The organism is Vibrio owensii, from assembly GCF_002021755.1.
Classification (GTDB): Bacteria; Pseudomonadota; Gammaproteobacteria; order Enterobacterales; family Vibrionaceae; genus Vibrio; species Vibrio owensii.
The window spans coordinates 2,259,756-2,279,872 of the sequence record NZ_CP019959.1 but is presented as its reverse complement, the minus strand read 5'-3'; the positions used below and the strand labels follow the sequence as shown (position 1 = coordinate 2,279,872).

The window sequence follows — 20,117 nt, the reverse complement described above, 5'->3', positions numbered from 1 at the left end:
ACCTCCTACTTAAATTCCGATAAATAATTTTGTCGACTTTCATAAGTTGTTATTAAAAGGTGCCTAGAATTAAGTTATTATTCAAAGCATTGTAAATATCAGGAATTGGGAGGAATGAATGGCAGAGCAAATAGAATTCGACCAAGCTCACCAAGCCCTCCAAGAAGTCACTGAAGCGCTGGAAAACGGCCGCTTCGTCCATGTTCGTCGCCAACTTCAGGACATGGAGCCTGAGGATATTGCCCACCTTTTAGAAGCCTCTCCGCGTAAAAGTCGTGAGGTTCTTTGGCAACTTACCGACCCAGAAGATTACGGTGAGATTCTTGACGAGCTAAACGAAGACGTTAAAGACAGTCTTGTGTCCAAAATGGCTCCTGAAGCGCTTGCAGAAGCGACGGAAGGCATGGACACCGATGACGTGGCTTACGTACTGCGTAGCTTGCCTGACGACGTCTCACGTGAAGTTCTTTCCCAGATGGACTCTGCCGATCGTCTGCGCGTGGAAACCGCCCTATCCTACCCTGAGGATACCGCGGGTGGACTAATGAACACCGACGTAATTACCATTCGTGGTGACGTTGATGTCGACGTAGTCCTGCGTTACCTGCGCATGAAAGGCGAACTACCCGAAGCGACTGATGCACTGTACGTGATAGATGATGACAGCAAACTGATTGGTGAACTGCCTATCACAACGCTGATCACGACGCAGCCTGATGTCAAAGTCAGTGAAGTCATGGAAGACGCCGACGATGCAATTACAGTAGATACCAGTGACTCCGACGTAGCAAGCCTGTTTGAACGTCGTAACTGGGTATCCGCTCCTGTTGTCGATGAGAACCAGCATCTTGTCGGTCGTATCACCATCGATGACGTGGTCGACGTTATCCGTGAAGATGCCGAACACTCAATGATGAGTATGGCGGGTATGGACGACGACGAAGACACCTTCGCTCCGGTAGTTAAATCGGCGCGTAAACGTAGTATCTGGTTAGGTGCCAACGTACTTGCTGCACTAGCCGCGGCTTCTGTCTCCAACATGTTTGAAGCCACGCTTGATCAAATGGCCGCGATTGCCGTTTTGATGACCATCGTACCTTCAATGGGTGGTGTGGCCGGTAACCAAACCGTAGCGCTTGTTATCCGTGGCTTAGCACTCGGTCACATCGGTGACTCGAACAAACGCGAACTCTTGATGAAAGAAGCCGCCATCGGCTTGCTGAACGGCATCATGTGGGCGCTGATCATTGGTGGTATTGTGGTTGCTTGGAAAGGTAACTGGATGCTTGGTGGGATTATCTCCGCCGCCATGCTGACCAACCTATTAGTTGCGGGTGTTGCCGGTGTTACCATCCCAATCCTACTGAAGAAAATGAACATCGACCCAGCCCTCGCTGGTGGTATGGCGCTGACCACAGTGACCGATGTGATTGGTCTGTCGGTCTTCCTCGGTCTCGCAACCTTGATGATTTAGCCTTTCTAGTGAGCCGCTATAACGAGCAATAAAAAAGCCTGATGAACACATCAGGCTTTTTCGTATCTAGCGGTTAGCAAGCTTATTCACCAGCAACCTTCATAGTATCCAGCAAGATAGAACCGGTTTGGATTTGCGAGCGTGTTTCTACATCGCTGCCCACTGCAACAATCTGGTTGAACATGTCTTTCAGGTTACCCGCGATGGTAATTTCAGACACTGGGTATTGGATTTCCCCGTTCTCAACCCAGAAACCAGCTGCACCACGAGAGTAATCGCCAGTCACAACGTTCACACCTTGCCCCATGGTTTCTGTTACCAGTAGACCTGTGCCTAGCTCATTCAGCATTTGCTCGAAGTTCTGACCGGTAGAATTTACGTACCAGTTGTGGATACCACCAGCGTGACCCGTTGGATCCATCTTCATCTTGCGAGCCGCATAGCTGGTTAACAAGTAAGTCGCCAATACACCATCGGTGATGATTTCGCGATCTTGTGTGTATACACCTTCACTATCGAATGGGCTTGAAGCCAGACCACGTAGTACGTGTGGACGCTCAGAAATGTTGAACCACTCAGGCAATACTTGCTTACCAAGGTGATCCAATAGGAAAGAAGATTTGCGGTACAAGTTACCACCGCTGATAGCCATCACTAGGTGGCCAATCAAGCCTGTTGCTACGTCCGCAGCAAACATTACAGGGTATTTGCCTGTCTTAAGCTTTTGCGCATCAAGGCGGCTGATGGTTTTCTCTGCCGCTTTGCGACCGACCATTTCTGGTGACCAAAGATCGTCACGATGGCGAGCAACGGTGTAGCTGTAATCGCGTTCCATCTCACCGTTTTGACCCACACCAATCACACAACAGCTGGTGCTATGACGGCTCGATGCGTAGCTTGCTAGCATGCCGTGGCTGTTACCGTAAACTTTCACACCGTAGTGACTGTCGTAGCTCGCACCATCGCTTTGCTTAATCGCATCGCTGTAGTTCAGCGCTTCTTTTTCAGCAGCAATCGCCACTTGTGCAGCGTAATCTGGATCGGGTGCGTCTGGGTGGAAAAGGTCTAAGTCTGGTACCTCTTTCACCATATATTCTTTTGGAGCGGGACCTGCGAATGGGTCTTCTGATGTGTATTGAGCAATGTCTAGCGCCGCTAATACCGTTTGCTCAATAGCGGCTTCGCTCAAGTCAGATGTGGAAGCGCTGCCTTTGCGTTGACCACGGTAGACAGTAATGCCTAGTGCGCCATCGCTGTTGAATTCAACGTTTTCCACGTCACCCATGCGAGTGGAAACACTCAAACCCGTGCTCTTGGTAATTGCGACTTCAGCGGCATCAGACTTCGCCGCAGCGATTTCTAGTGCACGTGAAACGGCTTGTTCTAGCTCGGTACGTTGCTCAGCAACCTGCTGTTTAATATCCATTGTCTTTCACATCATGTATTCAATGTACAATAGAATAACAAGAATTTCGCTTTCTCCCCACGATTCTTGTTAAAATAGTCATAATATTAATCAAAACACAGGCAACTGAAATGGCACGTAAGAATCAAAAAGCGCCATGGGAACCAGAAGAAGAGATCATCTGGGTAAGTAAATCCGAGATGAAGCGAGACATGGAAGAGCTGCAAAAGCTTGGCGAAGAGCTTGTCGGCCTTAAGCCAGCAGTTCTCGAAAAGTTTCCATTGAGCGAAGACCTACGCGAAGCAATTGCTGATGCGCAGCGCTTTAAAAACGAAGCACGCCGTCGTCAACTGCAACGCATCGGTAAGTTAATGCGTTACGAAGATCCAGAGCCAATTCAAGCGGCACTGGACAAAATCCGCAACAAGCACTCACAAGCGACAGCCGCTCTGCACAAGCTAGAAGCGTTGCGTGATCGTGTTGTAGAAGAAGGCGATAAAGCGATTGATGACGTGATGGAACTGTACCCAGAAGCGGATCGTCAGCGTCTACGCCAACTTGCTCGCCAAGCAGCGAAAGAGAAGAAAGCCGGTAAACCTGCAAAATCTTACCGCGAAATCTTCCAAATTCTAAAAGCGCACGAAGAAGAAGAAATTTAATTCGGCGTTTAAGAACGTAAAAAGCAGACCTTCGTGTCTGCTTTTTTCATGCCTATTATCTGGCATTACGCCAAACGATTAAGGCTTTCACCACGTTCAAAGGCGTTAATATTCTCAATCAAGATCTCAGCTAAACGCTGTATCGATGAGTCACTGCCCCAGGCGACGTGTGGCGTCAGCAATAGATTCGGCAAGTGCATATTGGCAATCAACGGATTACTCTCATCGGCTGGCTCTTGGGTAAAGACATCAAACCCTGCCCCTACAATCTCACCTCGTTTCAAGCTATCCACTAACGCTTGTTCATCCACCAAGCCGCCACGTCCGGTATTAATCAAAATTGATGTAGGCTTCATCAGCTTGAGTTCCACTTCACCAATCAAATTACGTGTTTCATCATTCAGCGGACAATGCAGAGTGATGGCGTCCGCTTGCTTCAACATCTCGGTAAAAGAAACATAGCCTTCTCGGCACTCTGTTGCGCCTTTACGCTCAGCAAACAACACATTCATGCCCAATGCTTTTGCCAATTGTGCCGTCGCCTGACCTAATGCACCGCTGCCAACCACACCTAAAGTGCTACCTGCAACGTCCCCTATTGGATGCGTAAAGAAACAGAACTGCTTGTTGCGTTGCCACTCACCTGCGGCAATATCTTGGTGATAACCAAACAAGTTACGACGCAAGGCAAACAGCATTGCGATAACGTGCTCTGGTACAGACCGAGTCGCATAGCCACGCACGTTAGCAACTGCGATATTGTGCTCGGCGCAATAGTTGATATCGACGTTATTAAAGCCCGTTGCCGCGACGGCAATCATCTTGAGGTTAGGAAGTTGAATGAGAACAGATTGGTCGAGCACCACCTTGTTGCTGATCACGATATCCGCATCAGCGAGACGCTCAACAACTTGCTCAGAAGAAGTCAGATCGTATTCCACCCAATCATGGGCAAAGCTTGGACGAGGTATTTGAATTTGAGTGGGGATGGTCGCGCGGTCGAGGAAGACCACTTTAGGCAGTGACATAACAACTCCTTGTTCACTGCCTAAAGATGAATTTATGGGCGAGGCAGTGTTTTGTAATCTGGTAATTTACGCGCTGGGTCGAAATAGTCAAAGATCATAGCTTCCGCTTCCGGGTAAAAATCACAAGGAACAAAGATGCTGCGCAGCCAATGGCATTTCGGATGGTAAAAGCTCAACTCAGCGGCATGCAGTTCTAGGCGCTCAGAGAAGGCTTTCGCTTCTTCAGTTGCGTAAAACTCATCGCCTACAATCGGGTGACCTAATGCTTGCATGTGAACACGCAACTGGTGTGATCGACCAGTGATCGGCAACAAACGTACAATCGTCGTCTTTGAGCCATCAGGATGATCTTCTCGCTTCGCTACTTGGAACAGCGTTTTAGATGGTTTGCCATCCTCAAAACACACTTTCTGCAGGGGACGATTCGGCCAATCACAAATCAATGGCAGGTCGATTTCACCCTCTTCTTGCTCTAAATGTCCCCAAACTCGCGCGTAGTAAATCTTATGCGTCAATCGATATTGAAACTGCTTTTTTAACGCACTTTCTGCACGTTTGTTTTTAGCGAGTACCATCAAGCCAGAAGTGCACATATCTAAACGATGCACAACTTGAATGTCTGGGTATTGCTCGGTTAAGCGACTCCACATACTGTCGTGATGCTCAGCAAGACGCCCCGGCACAGAAAGCAAACCAGATGGCTTGTTTACCGCCAAAATTTGCTCATCTTCAAAAACGACATCAATCCAAGGATCGGTTGGTGGATTGTACTCAAGCATTGCCATGGGCTGGATCTCTACAGAATAAAAACGCGCTGATTATACCCAAGAGATGCAAAGATGCATGCAGAAAAATCGCTTAAATTCTGCCTCTTTTTACCATCGATATAACTTTTAGAAATAACAAAAACAACCAAGTCAATAACGAAGGGAAAAATTAAAAAAATCACTTCGTAAATATAAATTGACAAGCTGAGCGGTAATGTTATTTATAAGCACTAGTTGACACAAAAAGGACAATAATAAATGGAATCCGCAGTATCCGATCAACCCCAATCCAAAGTCTCGCAATTCTTCCGCTCCCTTGGTCCTGGCATTCTTATGGCCTCTGCCGCCGTAGGTGGCTCTCACCTTGTTGCATCCACCAAAGCTGGGGCGATCTATGGCTGGCAACTCGCGGCGCTCATCCTGCTGGTAAACCTTTTTAAATACCCATTCTTCCGAGCAGGCGTGCAGTACACCATGGGCACTGGTAAAACGTTGGTTGAAGGCTATGCAAAGCTTGGTCGCCCATACTTGTGGTTGTTCTTGTTTCTTAGTGCTGTTTCAGCGGTAATCAATACAGCAGCCCTGTTGATGTTCAGTGCTAGCTTGTTGGGCTACTTCATTCCATTTTCATTGTCGATGGCATCACTCAGCATCATCGTATTGGTCACGTGCTTGGTGATCCTATTTGCTGGTCATTACAAAGCCCTAGATACGCTCTCTAAAGCCATCATGACAGTACTGACCATTGCGACTTTGCTGGCGGTGGCGATTGCATTTGGTAATCCGGTAGAGCCTGTTGCGAACTTTGAATCCCCTTCTCCGTGGTCAATTGCAGCAATCGGCTTTATCGTTGTGACCATGGGCTGGATGCCTGCTCCAATCGAGATCTCTTGTTTAACGTCTGCGTGGTTAAAGCGCCAAACTAGCCAACAAGAAGTCACCGCAAAATCTGCGTTGTTTGATTTTAACGTCGGCTACATTGGTACGGCAGTATTGGCTTTAGTGTTCGTATCGCTAGGTGCGTTGATGCTACACGGCTCAGGCATTGAACTTAAGAGCTCCGGTGTTGGCTTCTCCCACCAGCTTGTTGGCTTGTACGCTTCGACCATTGGTGAGTGGTCACGTTACCTAATTGCAGTGATTGCATTCTTCTGTATCTTCGGCAGTACGATTACAGTGATTGATGGCTACTCACGTGTCATTTCAGACTCTCAGCGTCTGCTGCGCTCACAGCCAGAAACCGATCCGAAAGCGACGTCTGCGATCATGCTGATCGTATCGTTATTGGCTTTGGGTATTGTGGTGTTCTGGGCTTCGGCACTGCTGCCAATGTTGGACTTTGCCATGGTGCTGGCATTTATGACGACACCGTTTTTCGCGCTATTGAACTACATTCTAGTGAGTAAAACGAACTTACCTAAGCCATTGGCATTGGGTCGTAAATTGAAGTGGCTGTCGATTGCTGGTTTGATTTACTTATTCGGCTTCTTAGCACTGTTTATTTGGTGGAAGTGGTTGATGTAATTACCTGTTAGCGACTAACTTAGCTCGTCGGTAAACAAAGCTTAGATAAAGAAAAAGGTCTTCAATTGAAGACCTTTTTTCGTTTGTATGAACGCTGATTAGTTGTGGCTGACCACAATCAGACGTAGCGAGTCTAGCTGAACCTGAGCTTGGTTGATGTAACCTGTTAGCTCTTTGATTTGCTCTTCAATCGCTTCGATTTCTTCATCACGGATGTTCGGGTTAACCGCTTTCAGTGCTTGTAGACGCTCAAGCTCTGCATTCAAGCTTTGTTGCATGTCTTGATGCGCTTGCTTGCGAACTTCTTCCACTTTCTGCTCAACCAATGCGTCACCCGCTTCGATTAGGCTGTGAATGTCTTTCTGTACTGATGTCACTAGCTTGCTGCCTAGGTGACGGTTTACCGGGCTAAGCTGACGGTTAAAACCTTCAAACTCAACCTGAGAAGACAGATCGTTACCACGAGCATCCATCATCATGCGAATTGGCGTCTTCGGTAGGAAACGAGCAATGCCGCTGCGTTTCGGTGCTTGTGCATCCACCGCGTATACCAGTTCAAGTAGGATAGTGCCCACAGGTAGCGCTTTGTTCTTCAGTAGAGAAACCGCAGAGGTACCCACGCCTTCGCTCATCAGCAAATCGATACCGCCTTGAATCATTGGGTGCTCCCAACTGATGAAGTGCATGTCTTCACGAGACAGCGCAGTATCACGGTCAAACGTGATTGTCGCGCCTTCGTAAGGCAAGCCTGGGTAGCTTGGTACCATCATGTGTTCAGATGGCGTTACCACAAGCGCGTTTTCGCCTTTGTCGTCTTGGTTCAAACCAATAGTGTCGAACAGAGACAACGCGAATGTCACTAGGTTTGTGTCGCCATCTGTCGATGCAATTTTCTCAACGATTTGCTGCGCTTTGTCGCCGCCATTTGAGTGCATCTCTAGCAGGCGGTCACGACCTTGCTCAAGTTGTGATTTCAGCTCTTTGTTCATCTTCGCTGATTCTTCAATCACTTCATCAAGGTTTGAAACATCGCCAGACGCCAGCATTTCAATCAGCGCATCCGAGTACTTATCGTAAACCGCGCGACCTGTTGGACAGGTTTCAGCAAACGCATTTAGACCTTCATCGAACCAACGCGCAAGGATGGCTTGTGATGTGCCTTTTAGGTATGGGACGTGAATGTCGATATCACGCTTCTGACCGATACGGTCCAGACGACCAATACGTTGCTCTAGCAAGTCTGGGTTGAACGGCAAATCGAACATCACAAGTTGGTTAGCAAACTGGAAGTTACGACCTTCTGAGCCGATTTCGCTACAGATAAGAACCTGCGCGCCGCCCTCTTCTTGTGCAAAGTAAGCAGCCGCTTTGTCACGCTCAAGGATCGACATGCCTTCGTGGAATACAGTTGCACGAATACCTTCACGCTCACGCAGTGCCTGCTCAAGTTGCAGCGCAGTGCTTGCACGAGAAGCGATAACCAACACTTTGTCGCTGCGCTTCTCTTTTACTTTTTCAAGTAGCCAGTTCACACGTGAGTCGAACTGCCACCAGCTTGAATCTTCACCTTCAAACTCTTGGAAGATTTCTTCTGGGTAAAGGTTCTTCACCGCACGAGCTTCTGGCGTCATCTTGCCACCGATCATGCCTGATACACGCATTGACGTGGTGTACTGCTGCGGAATATCCATTGGCATTAGATGTACGTTACGCTTCGGGAAGCCTTTGATAGCTGCACGCGTGTTACGGAACAGAACGCGGCCAGTACCGTGACGGTCCATTAGGTTGTCGATCAGTTCTTGGCGCGCTGACGCTTTCGCTTCTTCATCACTGTCGCTTTCGATAATGCGGAATAGCGGCTCAACGTCTTGTTCAGAAAGCAGTTCAGTAATTTGGTTTTTCGCTTCATCAGGCAGTTTCTCACCAGAGAATAGCGACGTGATCGCATCCGCAACAGGTGCGTATTGCTCTTCTTCTTCAACGAATGCGTCGTAATCGTAGAAACGATCTGGATCTAGCAGACGTAGACGAGCGAAGTGGCTCTCACGACCAAGTTGTTCTGGTGTTGCTGTCAGTAGAAGTACACCCGCAGTGCGTTCTGCCAAGCCTTCTACCACTTGGTATTCGCGGCTTGGTTTGTCTTGGCTCCACTCTAGGTGATGCGCTTCATCGACAACCAATAGATCCCATTCGCCTTCTAGCGCTTGCTCAAAACGCTTACGGCTCTTACGTAGGAAATCCAGCGAACACAGTACATATTGCTGCGTATCAAATGGGTTTTCTGCTTCTGCAAAAGCTTCAATACAGCGCTCTTCATCGAAGATAGAGAAGTGCAGGTTGAAACGACGCATCATCTCAACGAGCCACTGGTGTTGCAGTGTCTCAGGAACCACGATAAGAATACGCTCGGCACGACCCGCCAGTACTTGCTGGTGGATGATCATGCCCGCTTCGATGGTTTTACCAAGACCTACTTCATCCGCTAGCAATACGCGAGGCGCGTGACGGCGACCGACTTCGTGCGCGATGTAAAGCTGGTGAGGGATCAAACCTGCGCGCATACCACACAGGCCACGCATTGGGCTCTTGTGCTGTTCAAATTGGTTTTGTAGCGCACGGTAGCGAAGTACGAAGTTGTCCATGCGGTCGATTTGACCTGCGTACAACTTGTCTTGCGGTTTGTTAAAACGAATGTGGTTGCTTAGGAAGATTTCACGCAGCACGATCGCCGTTTCTTGCGTGTCTTCACGAGTACCGAAATAGGTGTATAGACCTTCGTCTTCCAGTACTTCTTCAACTTTTAATGACCAACCTTCTTGGCAATCGATGACATCACCGACGTTGAACGTTACTCGGGTAACTGGTGCATCGTTACGTGCGTAAACTCGGTTTTCCTCTGATGCTGCAAACATCAATGTCACAGTACGAGCATCCATTGCTACTACGGTACCTAAACCTAAATCGCTTTCCGTATCGCTAATCCAGCGCTGCCCCAAAGCAAATGTCATGAATTGACTACCTCGTTGTTGTTTCTTGTTGGTCTCTACCCATCCCGATGGGCATGGATATTAGTTTAGATCTGATTCTGGCTTCTGCTATGCCAATCGTGCTTGTCATGCCACTTTGTGCTGTGCATTTTTAAGCCAGCTGAACATGATAAATCGGGCGTAGCCTATACGCAGAAAAAGGTCGCTAATCTTACTTGAAGCTGTGATTTAGGTCACGCCGAAACCGCCCAGAGGGCAAACTTTTTTTCCTGAATTAGGAATGCAATCAAATTGTAAAAAACTCATGACAATTATTAAGTTGTAAGAAGTAAATATTACGTATACTTCTATTGAGGGGCGCTTAGAGTCATCGTGCATGATTTGAGCGCATTAAGTACACGATTAGGATCAACACGGGTTTGCAGTAAGTTGTCTTGCTACTCGGTTGCGCACTAACCGACATTGCCCGACAACCTCTATTGCAAGCAATCAGAGTTAGGAAGTCTGTTCCTTCTTAACTACTAGCCAGCAAAGCCGCGCTGCGGCAAGGAGACGCTATGGGCGATACCGATCGGAAACTGTTTGTACTCGATACCAACATTCTTCTTCATGAACCCTTCGCCATCTTCTCTTTCCAAGAACACGATGTCGTCATCCCAATGACTGTGTTGGAAGAACTCGACCGAATCAAAGACAGCAAACGCGATGTTGCACGAGATGCACGCGTTGCGATTCGCGCTTTGGAGGATTTATTTAGAGAAGCCACGCCAGATGAAATCTCAGAAGGCATTCCCGTTTCTAAAGACAACCCAAGCCAAGGCACCATCTCTATTTTGGCGGACTTCGAATTGCAGGAAACCGTCAAAGCCTTCGCCGACAAAGCCGGTGACAACCGCATACTCAATGCGGTGCTTTATCTGCAAAACAAACGCGCACCACGCGAAGTCGTGCTCGTAACCAAAGACATCAACATGCGTTTGCGAGCCAAAGGCGCTGGCGTGCGTTTCGTTGAAGACTATCGTACGGATCAGCTGATTGATGATATCCAATACCTCACCAAGGGCTTCCAACAACGTGAAGGCGATTTTTGGAGTGGCGTGGATGAAGTTGAGAGCTATGCGCTGGGTGGAAAAACGTTCCATAAACTTAGCCGCGAACCGTTCGACCCGACCTTTATTAATCAATACGTGATTGATGAAGAGAGTGATTTTGTAGGCCGAGTAGAAACCATCAATGAGGATAAGCTCACCTTACTCGACCTCAGCCGCGAGCGCATGATGCATCGCCGCGCTTGGGACATTACACCAAAGAATATCTATCAAGGCATGGCGATGGATGCCCTGCTCGATCCAGATATTGATTTGGTGATTCTGACCGGCGCTGCAGGTAGTGGTAAAACGCTCCTTGCTATGGCAGCGGCATTGGAACAAACCATTGAAAAGGGCATGTTCGATAAGATCATCGTGACGCGTAACACGCCAGACATTGGTGAGTCGATTGGCTTCTTGCCGGGCTCGGAAGAAGAGAAAATGATGCCTTGGTTAGCAGCGGTAACCGATACCTTGGAAGCACTGCACAAGAACGACCATTGCACCGAAGGTTCGATGAAGTACATCTGTGATAAAGCCAACATTCAGTTTAAGTCGATTAACTTTATGCGTGGCCGCTCGATCCAGAATGCATTTGTTCTGCTCGATGAGTGTCAGAACTTAACCGCTTCACAAATCAAAACCATCATCACCCGTTGTGGTGAAGGCACTAAGATTGTGTGTTCGGGTAACTTGGCACAGATTGACTCTCACTACCTAACCCCAGTGACGTCTGGTTTGACGTATATGGTAGAACGCTTCAAGAACTTTGAGGGCAGCGCCAATATTCACCTCAATGGTGTCGTGCGCAGTCGCTTAGCTGAGTTTGCGGAAGAGAACCTATAGCGAATCCTCTCCCCCTAAAACAAAAGAGCGCTCAATGAGCGCTCTTTTTAATTCTGCTTCAGATGAAGTTTATTCAGTACCACCAACAGTGATGGAATCGAGTTTCAATGTAGGCTGACCAACGCCAACCGGCACACTTTGACCCGCCTTACCACACACGCCAACGCCTCTGTCGATGCTTAGGTCGTTACCCACCATAGAAACTTGCTGCATCGCTTCAATGCCAGAGCCGATAAGCGTTGCGCCTTTCACTGGACGAGTGATTTTGCCATCTTCAATCAAGTAAGCTTCCGATGCTGAGAATACGAACTTACCAGAAGTGATGTCCACCTGACCGCCACCGAAGTTTGGTGCGTACAGACCTTTCTTCACCGTAGAGATGATCTCTTCTGGCGTGTGCTCACCCGGTAGCATGTAAGTATTGGTCATACGTGGCATTGGTAGATGTGCATAAGACTCACGACGGCCGTTACCTGTAGGGTTCACACCCATTAGGCGTGCGTTTAGCTTGTCTTGCATGTAGCCTTTTAGAACGCCATTTTCGATAAGCGTGTTGTACTGACCGCTCACACCTTCATCATCGACGTTCAATGAACCGCGTAGGTCTTTTAGCGTGCCATCATCCACGATAGTACAAAGTGGAGACGTCACTTGCTCACCCATCTTGCCAGAGAACACTGACGACTCTTTGCGGTTGAAGTCACCTTCTAAACCGTGACCTACTGCTTCGTGCAGCAATACGCCCGGCCAGCCAGAACCAAGTACCACTGGCATCATGCCTGCAGGTGCCGCTTCTGCTTCTAGATTCACTAGCGCCATACGAATCGCTTCATCAGCGAATTGGAAGGCTTGTTTCACGCCGTCCGTTTCAGACAGGAAGAAGTCGTAACCGAAACGGCCACCGCCACCAGCGCTGCCGCGTTCACGGCGATCACCTTTTTCAGCAAGAACACTGATTGAAAGACGAACAAGCGGGCGAATGTCACCAGCGTAAGTGCCGTCAGTTGCAGCAACCAACATTTGCTCATGCACACCACTGATGCTGATCGATACTTCTTTGATCATTGGCTCTTTGGTACGAATGTACGCATCTAGAGACAACAACAGTTCGGTTTTTTGTTGCTTTTCCCAGCTTGCTAGTGGGTTTACCGCATCGTAGTAAGCTTGGTTGTCAGAACGTTTGAATGCGTGCACTTTGCCGTTTTGACCTTGCTGCGCAATACCACGCGCGGCAATCGCACTTTGCTTCAAACCGTCCAGTTGAATTTGGTCTGAATAGGCGAAACCGGTTTTTTCGCCTGTGACTGCTCGTACACCGACACCACAGTCAATATTGAAAGAGCCATCTTTAATGATGCTGTCTTCTAGAACCAGAGACTCGTGCCAGCTGGACTGAAAGTAAATGTCCGCATAATCGATCTGGCGCGTCGCAATGCTCGCTAGTGTGTCAGCGATATCTTGCTCTGTCAGACCGTTTGGGGCAAGAAGTGCCTGTTCTATTTGGTTTATGCTCATAGTTAGCTCTTTTATTTCCGTTTCAATTCATTTTGAAAGCGACTGTGTTGAGTCAGCGGCATATTCTGCCTTACTTGCTGGTTGTGTGACAAATCTATCTCGGCCACCAGCAATCCTACTTGGTCATTCAATTGTTGGTGAATGCGCCCCCAAGGGTCAATCACCATGGAGTGTCCCCAAGTTTGGCGACCACATGGATGCGTCCCCGTTTGCCCGCAGGCTAGAATCCAGCACTGGGTTTCAATCGCACGCGCTCGTAGTAAGACTTCCCAATGCGCTTGCCCCGTCACCGCGGTAAACGCAGCAGGCACCACAATAATTTGTGCTCCTGCTAAGCGTAGCGCTTTAAACAATTCAGGAAAGCGTACGTCGTAGCAAATACTTAACCCTACCGTACCAATATTGGTCTCTGCCGTCACGATGCGATTGCCAGCGGTAAAAGTATCCGACTCGCGATAACTGCCGTGCCCGTCAGCGACATCCACATCAAACATATGCAGCTTATCGTAGTGAGCAATACACTCGCCTTGCGGTGAGAAAACCAATGTCGTGGTAGTCACACCTTGTTCAGTACGAATCGGCATGCTGCCCACGATTAAAGTCAGTTGGTTGTGCTGTGCGATCTCAGATAAGCGCTGTTGAGTCGAACCATCACCCAAAGTTTCTGCGTTCTGGTGATACGCCTCTCGGTTAGCAAATTGCGTCGCGTTTTCTGGTGTCACAACCAGCTTCACACCTTGCTCAGCTGCCAATGCACATTGCTTGGCAATGAAGTCCAGATTCTGCTCGATATCTGGACCCGATGTCATTTGAATGATGCCAACACGTTCCATGTATTCAATTCCTTGTTCGTCAGAAGGCTGACCGCGTAATTACTTTGCTTGCTCACGCAGTTTTTCTGGCAACTTGTATTCACCTTTGCTTCGTGAAATCTCTTTTACGGTAGGTGAATCTAGCGGGCCTTTCACCTCGTAGTTTACCTGTGTAAAGACTTCCACTACGGGAGAGATAACCGTCGAAATCGCCAGTACATACAATGCCGTTTGAGGCGCTACCGCAAAGGCCGTCAACATAGGCAAACCCGAAGTAATATCCGGAGTGAAGTTCACTTCTGCATCCACCAAACGTGTGTTCATATTGGCAATGCCGCGGATCTTCATCTCACCGGCTAACGCATCCATCACAATATCGTTGGTGATAAACACACCATCTTGGATTTTGCCTGTACCCGTAATTGAGTTGAATGCCATCCCTTTGTCGAACACGTCAGTAAAATCGAGCTGCATCTTACGAATGATCGAATCAAGACTAAACAGACCCAGTAATCGCGCCGCGCCGCTCACTTCAGTGATCACGCCTTTACCAAACTCGGTAGAGACATCCCCTTGCAAGCTTTGCGTTTTCATCGACCAAGGCGCACCATCCCAATCAAGGTTGGCATTGATTTCAAACGGTGCTTGCTGGATACCTGAAGTGATACCAAATCGCTCCATTAAATCACTATTGTTTTCACCCTTCACTTTCATGGTCAGGTTTGAATGACTGCGTTCTTTCGTCAGCTCCCACCAACCACTCATATCAACGCGGTTTTGGCCACTGCTAAAGTTCACATTCTTCCATTCAAGTCGGTTGTTGCCACGTTCAACATCCACGTTCACCTTACCGACCTTGTAGCCTTGCAACCAAAAATCATCGATGCTCAAGGTTAAGTTTGGCATCTCTGCATGGAACTTGCGGTCAAAGTTTGAGATAAGTGGCGCAGTTTGATCTTCGCTAGCAAACAAAGAACTACGCTCCTTGGTCATCTCATCGAAGCCCGGAATGTACAAGTGCAGGTGATCCAATGAAACAGACAGATCATACGGTTTGAGGTAATTGGCTTTACCTTTCACCTCTTGGCTATCGACTTCAAGCTGCCAACTTAGGTTCTTCTTACGCGCATTTAAGTCGACGTCGTGGAACTCAATACCACCGAGCTCTAGGTTTTGCACATCCATACTGACGCGCGTTGGCAACGGAATCGTCGGCGTTTTCATACTCGACAATACTGATTGCGTCGTACTTTGTGGAACGTGCATTAAGTCCGCCCACTTATCGAGGCTCAAATCATCTAAACGAATCGAAGCATCGTGCCCCACAACAGGGCTGATCTTGAAGCCACCATTGCCAATAACCAGATTAGTCGCGGTTAGCTGAGGTACATCGCCAGAGATATCGATTTCCGTCTGGTACTTCGCATTAGGGATTTGTAATCGTGCCGAAATGCTTTCTTGGTTGCCAGAAGCTTGCAGTTTCGCTTGCCCTTTCTCACCGCGTTTTTTCGCCAATGGATATGGGTATTCGCTCGCAAGCTGACTAAGCTGAGCTAGCACATCAACTTGGTAGGTAAAGCCGACATCATTAAGTTGTAAGTCGATGTCCATTTGCCAAGGCGCATGACCAGAAACCAAACTTAACCAACGCTCGCCAAGGTAAGGTTTGAGCGGGTCTACTTCCCAATCACCAAGAGTATTGATGGTCACGTTATAGCCTTGTTCAGCGTTCTCACCTCGGAAATCCAGTGAGATTGGTTGCTTCAACAGTTCCGCTGACAAGCCAGATGTGGTCACTACATCGTTATCGAATTTAATACGCCCAGTTGCATTTTCTAACGTCATCGGCGGCGCATCGATATCTACGCGGTTGTTCTTAAGATCGGCATACCCCCAAGCTCTCGCATCTCGCTCTGAATCAAATGGGATATTGAGTTGGAACTCAGAATATACCGGACCACTGACTTGCAGCGCGGTCAACGCAGCACCAACAGAGTCAACCAGTGGAGTTGCCATCATGTAGTCACGAACTTCATTACCCGGAGCGCTGGCCTTGGCTTCGATTTCAATATGGCCACCTTCTGCAAGCTCCGGAATACGACCAGTGATTCGTTTCGCTTTCACACCATTTAACGTGGCAGACTTCGAATCTAGGTACATGGCGTCGTTTTCAAACAACAAATCGAGCTGCAAATCTGTGATGGTCGGCCAAGCTGTGTCGAAGCTGAACTTCGCGTTCTTCAATCCAACCCATGCTTGGAACATGCCGTTATGCTCTTTGTATGGGAAGTCAGCCAAATCGCCATACCAAAGCAGTTTTGCGGTATTGACCTTACCACCTTGAATCGCGGTAGATAGGTAGTCCGTGAGATCTTGCCCAAGCGCTAAAGTCGGAAGGTAGCGCCATGTTTCACCTGCGTTGTAGAGATCAGCTTCGGCATAAAACGACAGAAATGGGCTTTGCTCTTTCGGGAAATCGAGGCGGAATGCGCCCAGCACTTGTAAGTCAGGTGTCGCCGCCGTCACTTTATCGGACCACAAACGCCAGCCATCTTCATCTTGCTGCCAAATGATGTCGACTTCACCTTGCTTAATGTTCAATGGCGCTTGGAATACATCTCCATATGGGAAGACATCATCGATAACCGTAACTTTCGCTTTTGCCTGTTCTAGGTTACCCGATACTTTACCTTGCACATGACTAAAGCCAGGAAGCAGTTCCCATTGCGTTAAGCCCAATTCATCTAACTCAGCAGAATAACGCAAGGTATCTAAGCCGCCATTCATTGATAGACGAATGTCTTCCACTCGTCCTTTTGGTGCCAGCTTATTGAGTAAATCGGTAGTGGGCTCAGACTTTGGCGCCAACTTAACCAGTGGTGTTAACGCTTCAATATCTAATTGGGAAAGGTTGAGTAACCAACCATCCGGTTGCCAATCAAAGGCAACATCCAACTCTGGCCATGGTCTGTCATCCGTGCGAATTTGCAGTGAGTGACCATTTACTTTCCAGCCTTCTTTATCAGGAGATAGCTTAAAAATACCAGATTCTAATAGCAGGTCATGACGACCATTTTCGTCCCATACTAGCTCGGAAGGTTGTAAGTCAACATAGGCATAACTTGGTTGGCTGCGTTCAAGCGTCAGCCAAGTGTTTAAGCTGACTTTACCTGACTCAACGCCAGACTCATCTTGCATGTAAGTGGTTAGCCAAGGCGTTACCGAGACGTCTTTCGCACTGACGTAAAACTCACCCGACACATCACGCAGCGAACCGTAATCTTTGAAGTTAGCACGTACTAACAATGAGTTGAGACTGGCGTCCGCAATGCTTACCGTGCCCTCTGCTAAATGGTGCTTACCTTGGTTACTCCAACGTAATTGCTCGATGTCCAAACGGCGTGTTTCGCCTGAAACGGATTTATACCAAATGCGAGAATCTGTGATGGTGAAGTCTTCAAACTGACGCAGCAACAAGGAGTCTAATTGGTCTATCAGCTTGGTTTCATTTTTGCTGACATTCGCTTGCGGCTCTTTGCCTTCTGATTTCGACAGAAGGTCGACGGTACGGATGTCTAACGCTAAATCGTCGATCGTTAAATCAGCGACAACCGGTTTAAAACTCAGAAGAGATTGAATCAAATCGAATTCAATATGGATTTCATCCACTGCAAAGCGAGCGTCTTGGTTATTAGGCAGATTCGCTTCTAAACCCTGCAGGGCGATAGAGGGATGGCTGTTACGCCAAGAACCAGCAACGCTGGTAATAGAAAAGTCAAAACCTGTGCCTTGCTTGACCCAGGTTTTGATCTCATCTTGGAAGTGGTTAAGTTGTGGCAATGCTACGCGCAGTGTGGTTACTAGGATGGCCAGAAGCACCAACAGAGTAACTAAAGTCCACGCGCAGAAACGCCCGAAACGGTTAAAACCAGAATTCACAAATTTTCCAATTACATCATGACGACGTCAAACTGCTCCTGAATGTACAGGGGTTCAGCTTGAATACGAACTTGCTTACCAATAAATACTTCGAGTTCAGCCAGTGCGTGAGATTCATCACCCAGTAGTGTCTCCGCAACGTACGGTGACGCGTACACAACAAAGTTGTCTGCATCGTAAGCACGGTTAACACGGGTAATTTCACGCAAGATCTCGTAACACACAGTTTCGACAGTCTTCACGCTGCCGCGACCTTCACAAGTAGGACAGCTTGAACACAGGATATGTTCAATACTTTCGCGCGTGCGCTTACGAGTCATCTCCACTAAGCCTAGTTGAGTAAAGCCATTAATGTTGGTTTTCACTCGGTCTTTTGACAGTGCCGCTTCAAGAGAGCTTAGAACGCGCTTACGGTGTTCATCCGATGCCATATCGATAAAGTCGATAATGATGATGCCACCAAGGTTACGCAGACGAAGTTGACGTGCGATTGCTTGCGTCGCTTCAACGTTGGTATTGAAGATGGTTTCTTCTAGATTGCGACGGCCAACAAACGCGCCGGTATTGATGTCGACCGTAGTCATGGCTTCCGTTTGATCGATGATCAGGTATCCACCGGACTTAAGCTCGACTTTGCGTTCCAAAGAGCGTTGAATTTCGTTCTCTGTGTCGTACATATCGAAGATTGGCTTATCACCTTCGTACAGTTCAAGCTTCTCAGTCAACTCTGGCACATATTCAGAGGTAAACTCTTTCAGGTTTTCGTATTCAAGGCGAGAGTCGACCATGATTTTGTCAAGCTCAGTGCCTACAAAATCACGTAGAATGCGTTGTGCTAAACCTAGCTCACCGTATAACGTGGAACGGGTTTTGTACTTCGAGCGACGCTCCATGACTTTCAGCCATAAGCGCTTCAAAAATGCCGCATCTTGAGAAAGCTCTTTTTCGTCTGCACCTTCTGCGGCAGTACGAATGATGAAGCCACCATGCTCATCACAGTAGTGGTTGACAACTTTCTTTAAACGCTCGCGCTCTGTTTCACTTTCAATACGTTGAGAGACACCAACGTGGCTAGCACCCGGCATAAAGACAAGATAACGTGATGGCAAGGTGATGTCGGTTGTCAGACGTGCGCCTTTAGTGCCCAGAGGATCTTTAACCACTTGTACAACGATGTCCTGACCTTGGCGAACCAATTCAGAAATATCACGAACTTGGAATTGTTGCTTTTCGTTTTCTGCCACACATTCGGTGTGTGGAACAATATCTGACGCGTGTAAGAACGCCGCTTTATCAAGACCAATATCAACAAACGCCGCTTGCATGCCTGGCAATACTCGGCTCACTTTGCCTTTGTAGATATTGCCAACAATGCCACGGCGCGATTCTCGTTCTATATGAACTTCTTGTAGTACTCCACCTTCAATCATGGCCACACGAGTTTCACTCGGGGTCACGTTTAGCAGCAATTCTGCACTCATGTGCACACCTCAAAACAATTATAAAAATTCTTGAATTAGCTGATCGGTTTCGAACAAAGGTAAGCCTACTACGGCGTGATAACTGCCTTCGATTCGGGTGACGAAACGCCCACCGAGTCCTTGAATACCATAACTTCCAGCTTTATCGCATGGTTCGCCTGACTGCCAGTATCGTTCTATTTCTTCTTCAGTCAGTATTTTGAACCACACGTCAGTGATAACGACCACTGAGTGTTGTTGTTCTTTTGATACGACGCTCACCGCTGTCATCACTTGATGCTGACGACCGGACAGATTGCTGAGCATGCGTTTTGAATCTTCGAAATTTTTAGGTTTCTCTAATACGTGGTTATCGCATACCACCACGGTATCTGAGCCCAATACAACGGAATCAGGCTTAGCCATCGCTAAGCCTGCTTGAGCTTTTTCCAGAGAGAGACGCAAAACATAGTCTTTTGCTTGCTCGTGGTCTTGTTTGGCTTCCTCTATATCAGGAAGCACAATATCAAAGTCATAACCTAATTGAGCAAGCAACTCTTTTCTTCTCGGAGAACCCGATGCGAGAACGAGGGATAAGCCCTTTTTCACAACG

General features: G+C 47.9%; 13 protein-coding genes. 4 read left to right on the top strand and 9 right to left on the bottom strand.

Annotated elements, in window-relative coordinates; translation table 11 throughout:
• Positions 1–118 precede the first annotated feature (118 nt).
• The gene (mgtE, locus tag A9237_RS10375) at positions 119–1,474 is read left to right on the top strand and encodes a magnesium transporter (protein WP_005432861.1); all 1,356 of its coding nucleotides are present in this window, start codon (positions 119–121) and stop codon (positions 1,472–1,474) included.
• 82 nt (positions 1,475–1,556) lie between these two features.
• Here the strand turns inward: mgtE and pmbA are convergent, their stop codons facing one another.
• Positions 1,557–2,900 carry a metalloprotease PmbA gene (gene pmbA, locus A9237_RS10370; protein WP_078608140.1) on the bottom strand — a complete coding sequence of 448 codons (1,344 nt, stop codon included), beginning with the start codon at positions 2,898–2,900 and terminating at the stop codon, positions 1,557–1,559.
• Positions 2,901–3,010: 110 nt separating this feature from the next.
• Between pmbA and yjgA the strand changes: the two genes are divergently transcribed.
• Positions 3,011–3,538 (top strand): ribosome biogenesis factor YjgA, encoded by a 528-nt coding sequence (yjgA, locus tag A9237_RS10365; protein WP_078608139.1) that lies wholly within the window; start codon positions 3,011–3,013, stop codon positions 3,536–3,538.
• Between the two features lie 65 nt (positions 3,539–3,603).
• Here yjgA and A9237_RS10360 read toward each other — a convergent pair whose 3' ends face one another.
• Complete coding sequence (locus tag A9237_RS10360) at positions 3,604–4,566, bottom strand: D-2-hydroxyacid dehydrogenase (RefSeq protein WP_078608138.1); 963 nt, start codon at positions 4,564–4,566, stop codon at positions 3,604–3,606.
• Positions 4,567–4,598: 32 nt separating this feature from the next.
• Positions 4,599–5,351: a bifunctional tRNA pseudouridine(32) synthase/23S rRNA pseudouridine(746) synthase RluA gene (rluA, locus tag A9237_RS10355; RefSeq protein WP_020195891.1), complete on the bottom strand. Its 753-nt coding sequence runs from the start codon at positions 5,349–5,351 to the stop codon at positions 4,599–4,601.
• 240 nt (positions 5,352–5,591) lie between these two features.
• Between rluA and A9237_RS10350 the strand changes: the two genes are divergently transcribed.
• On the top strand, positions 5,592–6,857 hold the full coding sequence (locus A9237_RS10350) for an NRAMP family divalent metal transporter (protein WP_078608137.1): 1,266 nt from the start codon (positions 5,592–5,594) through the stop codon (positions 6,855–6,857).
• A 98-nt stretch (positions 6,858–6,955) separates the two neighbouring features.
• Here the strand turns inward: A9237_RS10350 and rapA are convergent, their stop codons facing one another.
• Positions 6,956–9,865, bottom strand: a complete 2,910-nt coding sequence (rapA, locus tag A9237_RS10345; protein ID WP_039842652.1) for an RNA polymerase-associated protein RapA — start codon at positions 9,863–9,865, stop codon at positions 6,956–6,958.
• 536 nt (positions 9,866–10,401) lie between these two features.
• Here rapA and A9237_RS10340 point away from each other — a divergent pair.
• Positions 10,402–11,778 carry a PhoH family protein gene (locus A9237_RS10340; protein WP_005438161.1) on the top strand — a complete coding sequence of 459 codons (1,377 nt, stop codon included), beginning with the start codon at positions 10,402–10,404 and terminating at the stop codon, positions 11,776–11,778.
• Positions 11,779–11,847: 69 nt separating this feature from the next.
• Here A9237_RS10340 and tldD read toward each other — a convergent pair whose 3' ends face one another.
• Genes tldD through A9237_RS10315 form a run of 5 tightly spaced genes read right to left on the bottom strand, consistent with a single transcriptional unit; the run spans position 11,848 to position 20,113 of the window.
• A complete protein-coding gene (gene tldD, locus A9237_RS10335) occupies positions 11,848–13,293 on the bottom strand; it encodes a metalloprotease TldD (protein ID WP_078608136.1) in 1,446 nt (481 codons plus the stop codon).
• A gap of 11 nt (positions 13,294–13,304) precedes the next feature.
• Positions 13,305–14,126: a carbon-nitrogen hydrolase family protein gene (locus A9237_RS10330; protein WP_078608135.1), complete on the bottom strand. Its 822-nt coding sequence runs from the start codon at positions 14,124–14,126 to the stop codon at positions 13,305–13,307.
• A 39-nt stretch (positions 14,127–14,165) separates the two neighbouring features.
• Positions 14,166–18,044 (bottom strand): YhdP family protein, encoded by a 3,879-nt coding sequence (locus A9237_RS10325; RefSeq protein WP_078608134.1) that lies wholly within the window; start codon positions 18,042–18,044, stop codon positions 14,166–14,168.
• An 11-nt stretch (positions 18,045–18,055) separates the two neighbouring features.
• Positions 18,056–19,525 (bottom strand): ribonuclease G, encoded by a 1,470-nt coding sequence (gene rng, locus A9237_RS10320; protein ID WP_005438152.1) that lies wholly within the window; start codon positions 19,523–19,525, stop codon positions 18,056–18,058.
• A gap of 18 nt (positions 19,526–19,543) precedes the next feature.
• Entirely contained in the window at positions 19,544–20,113 is a 570-nt protein-coding gene (locus A9237_RS10315) for a Maf family protein (RefSeq protein ID WP_041061005.1), read from the bottom strand.
• Positions 20,114–20,117 lie beyond the last annotated feature (4 nt).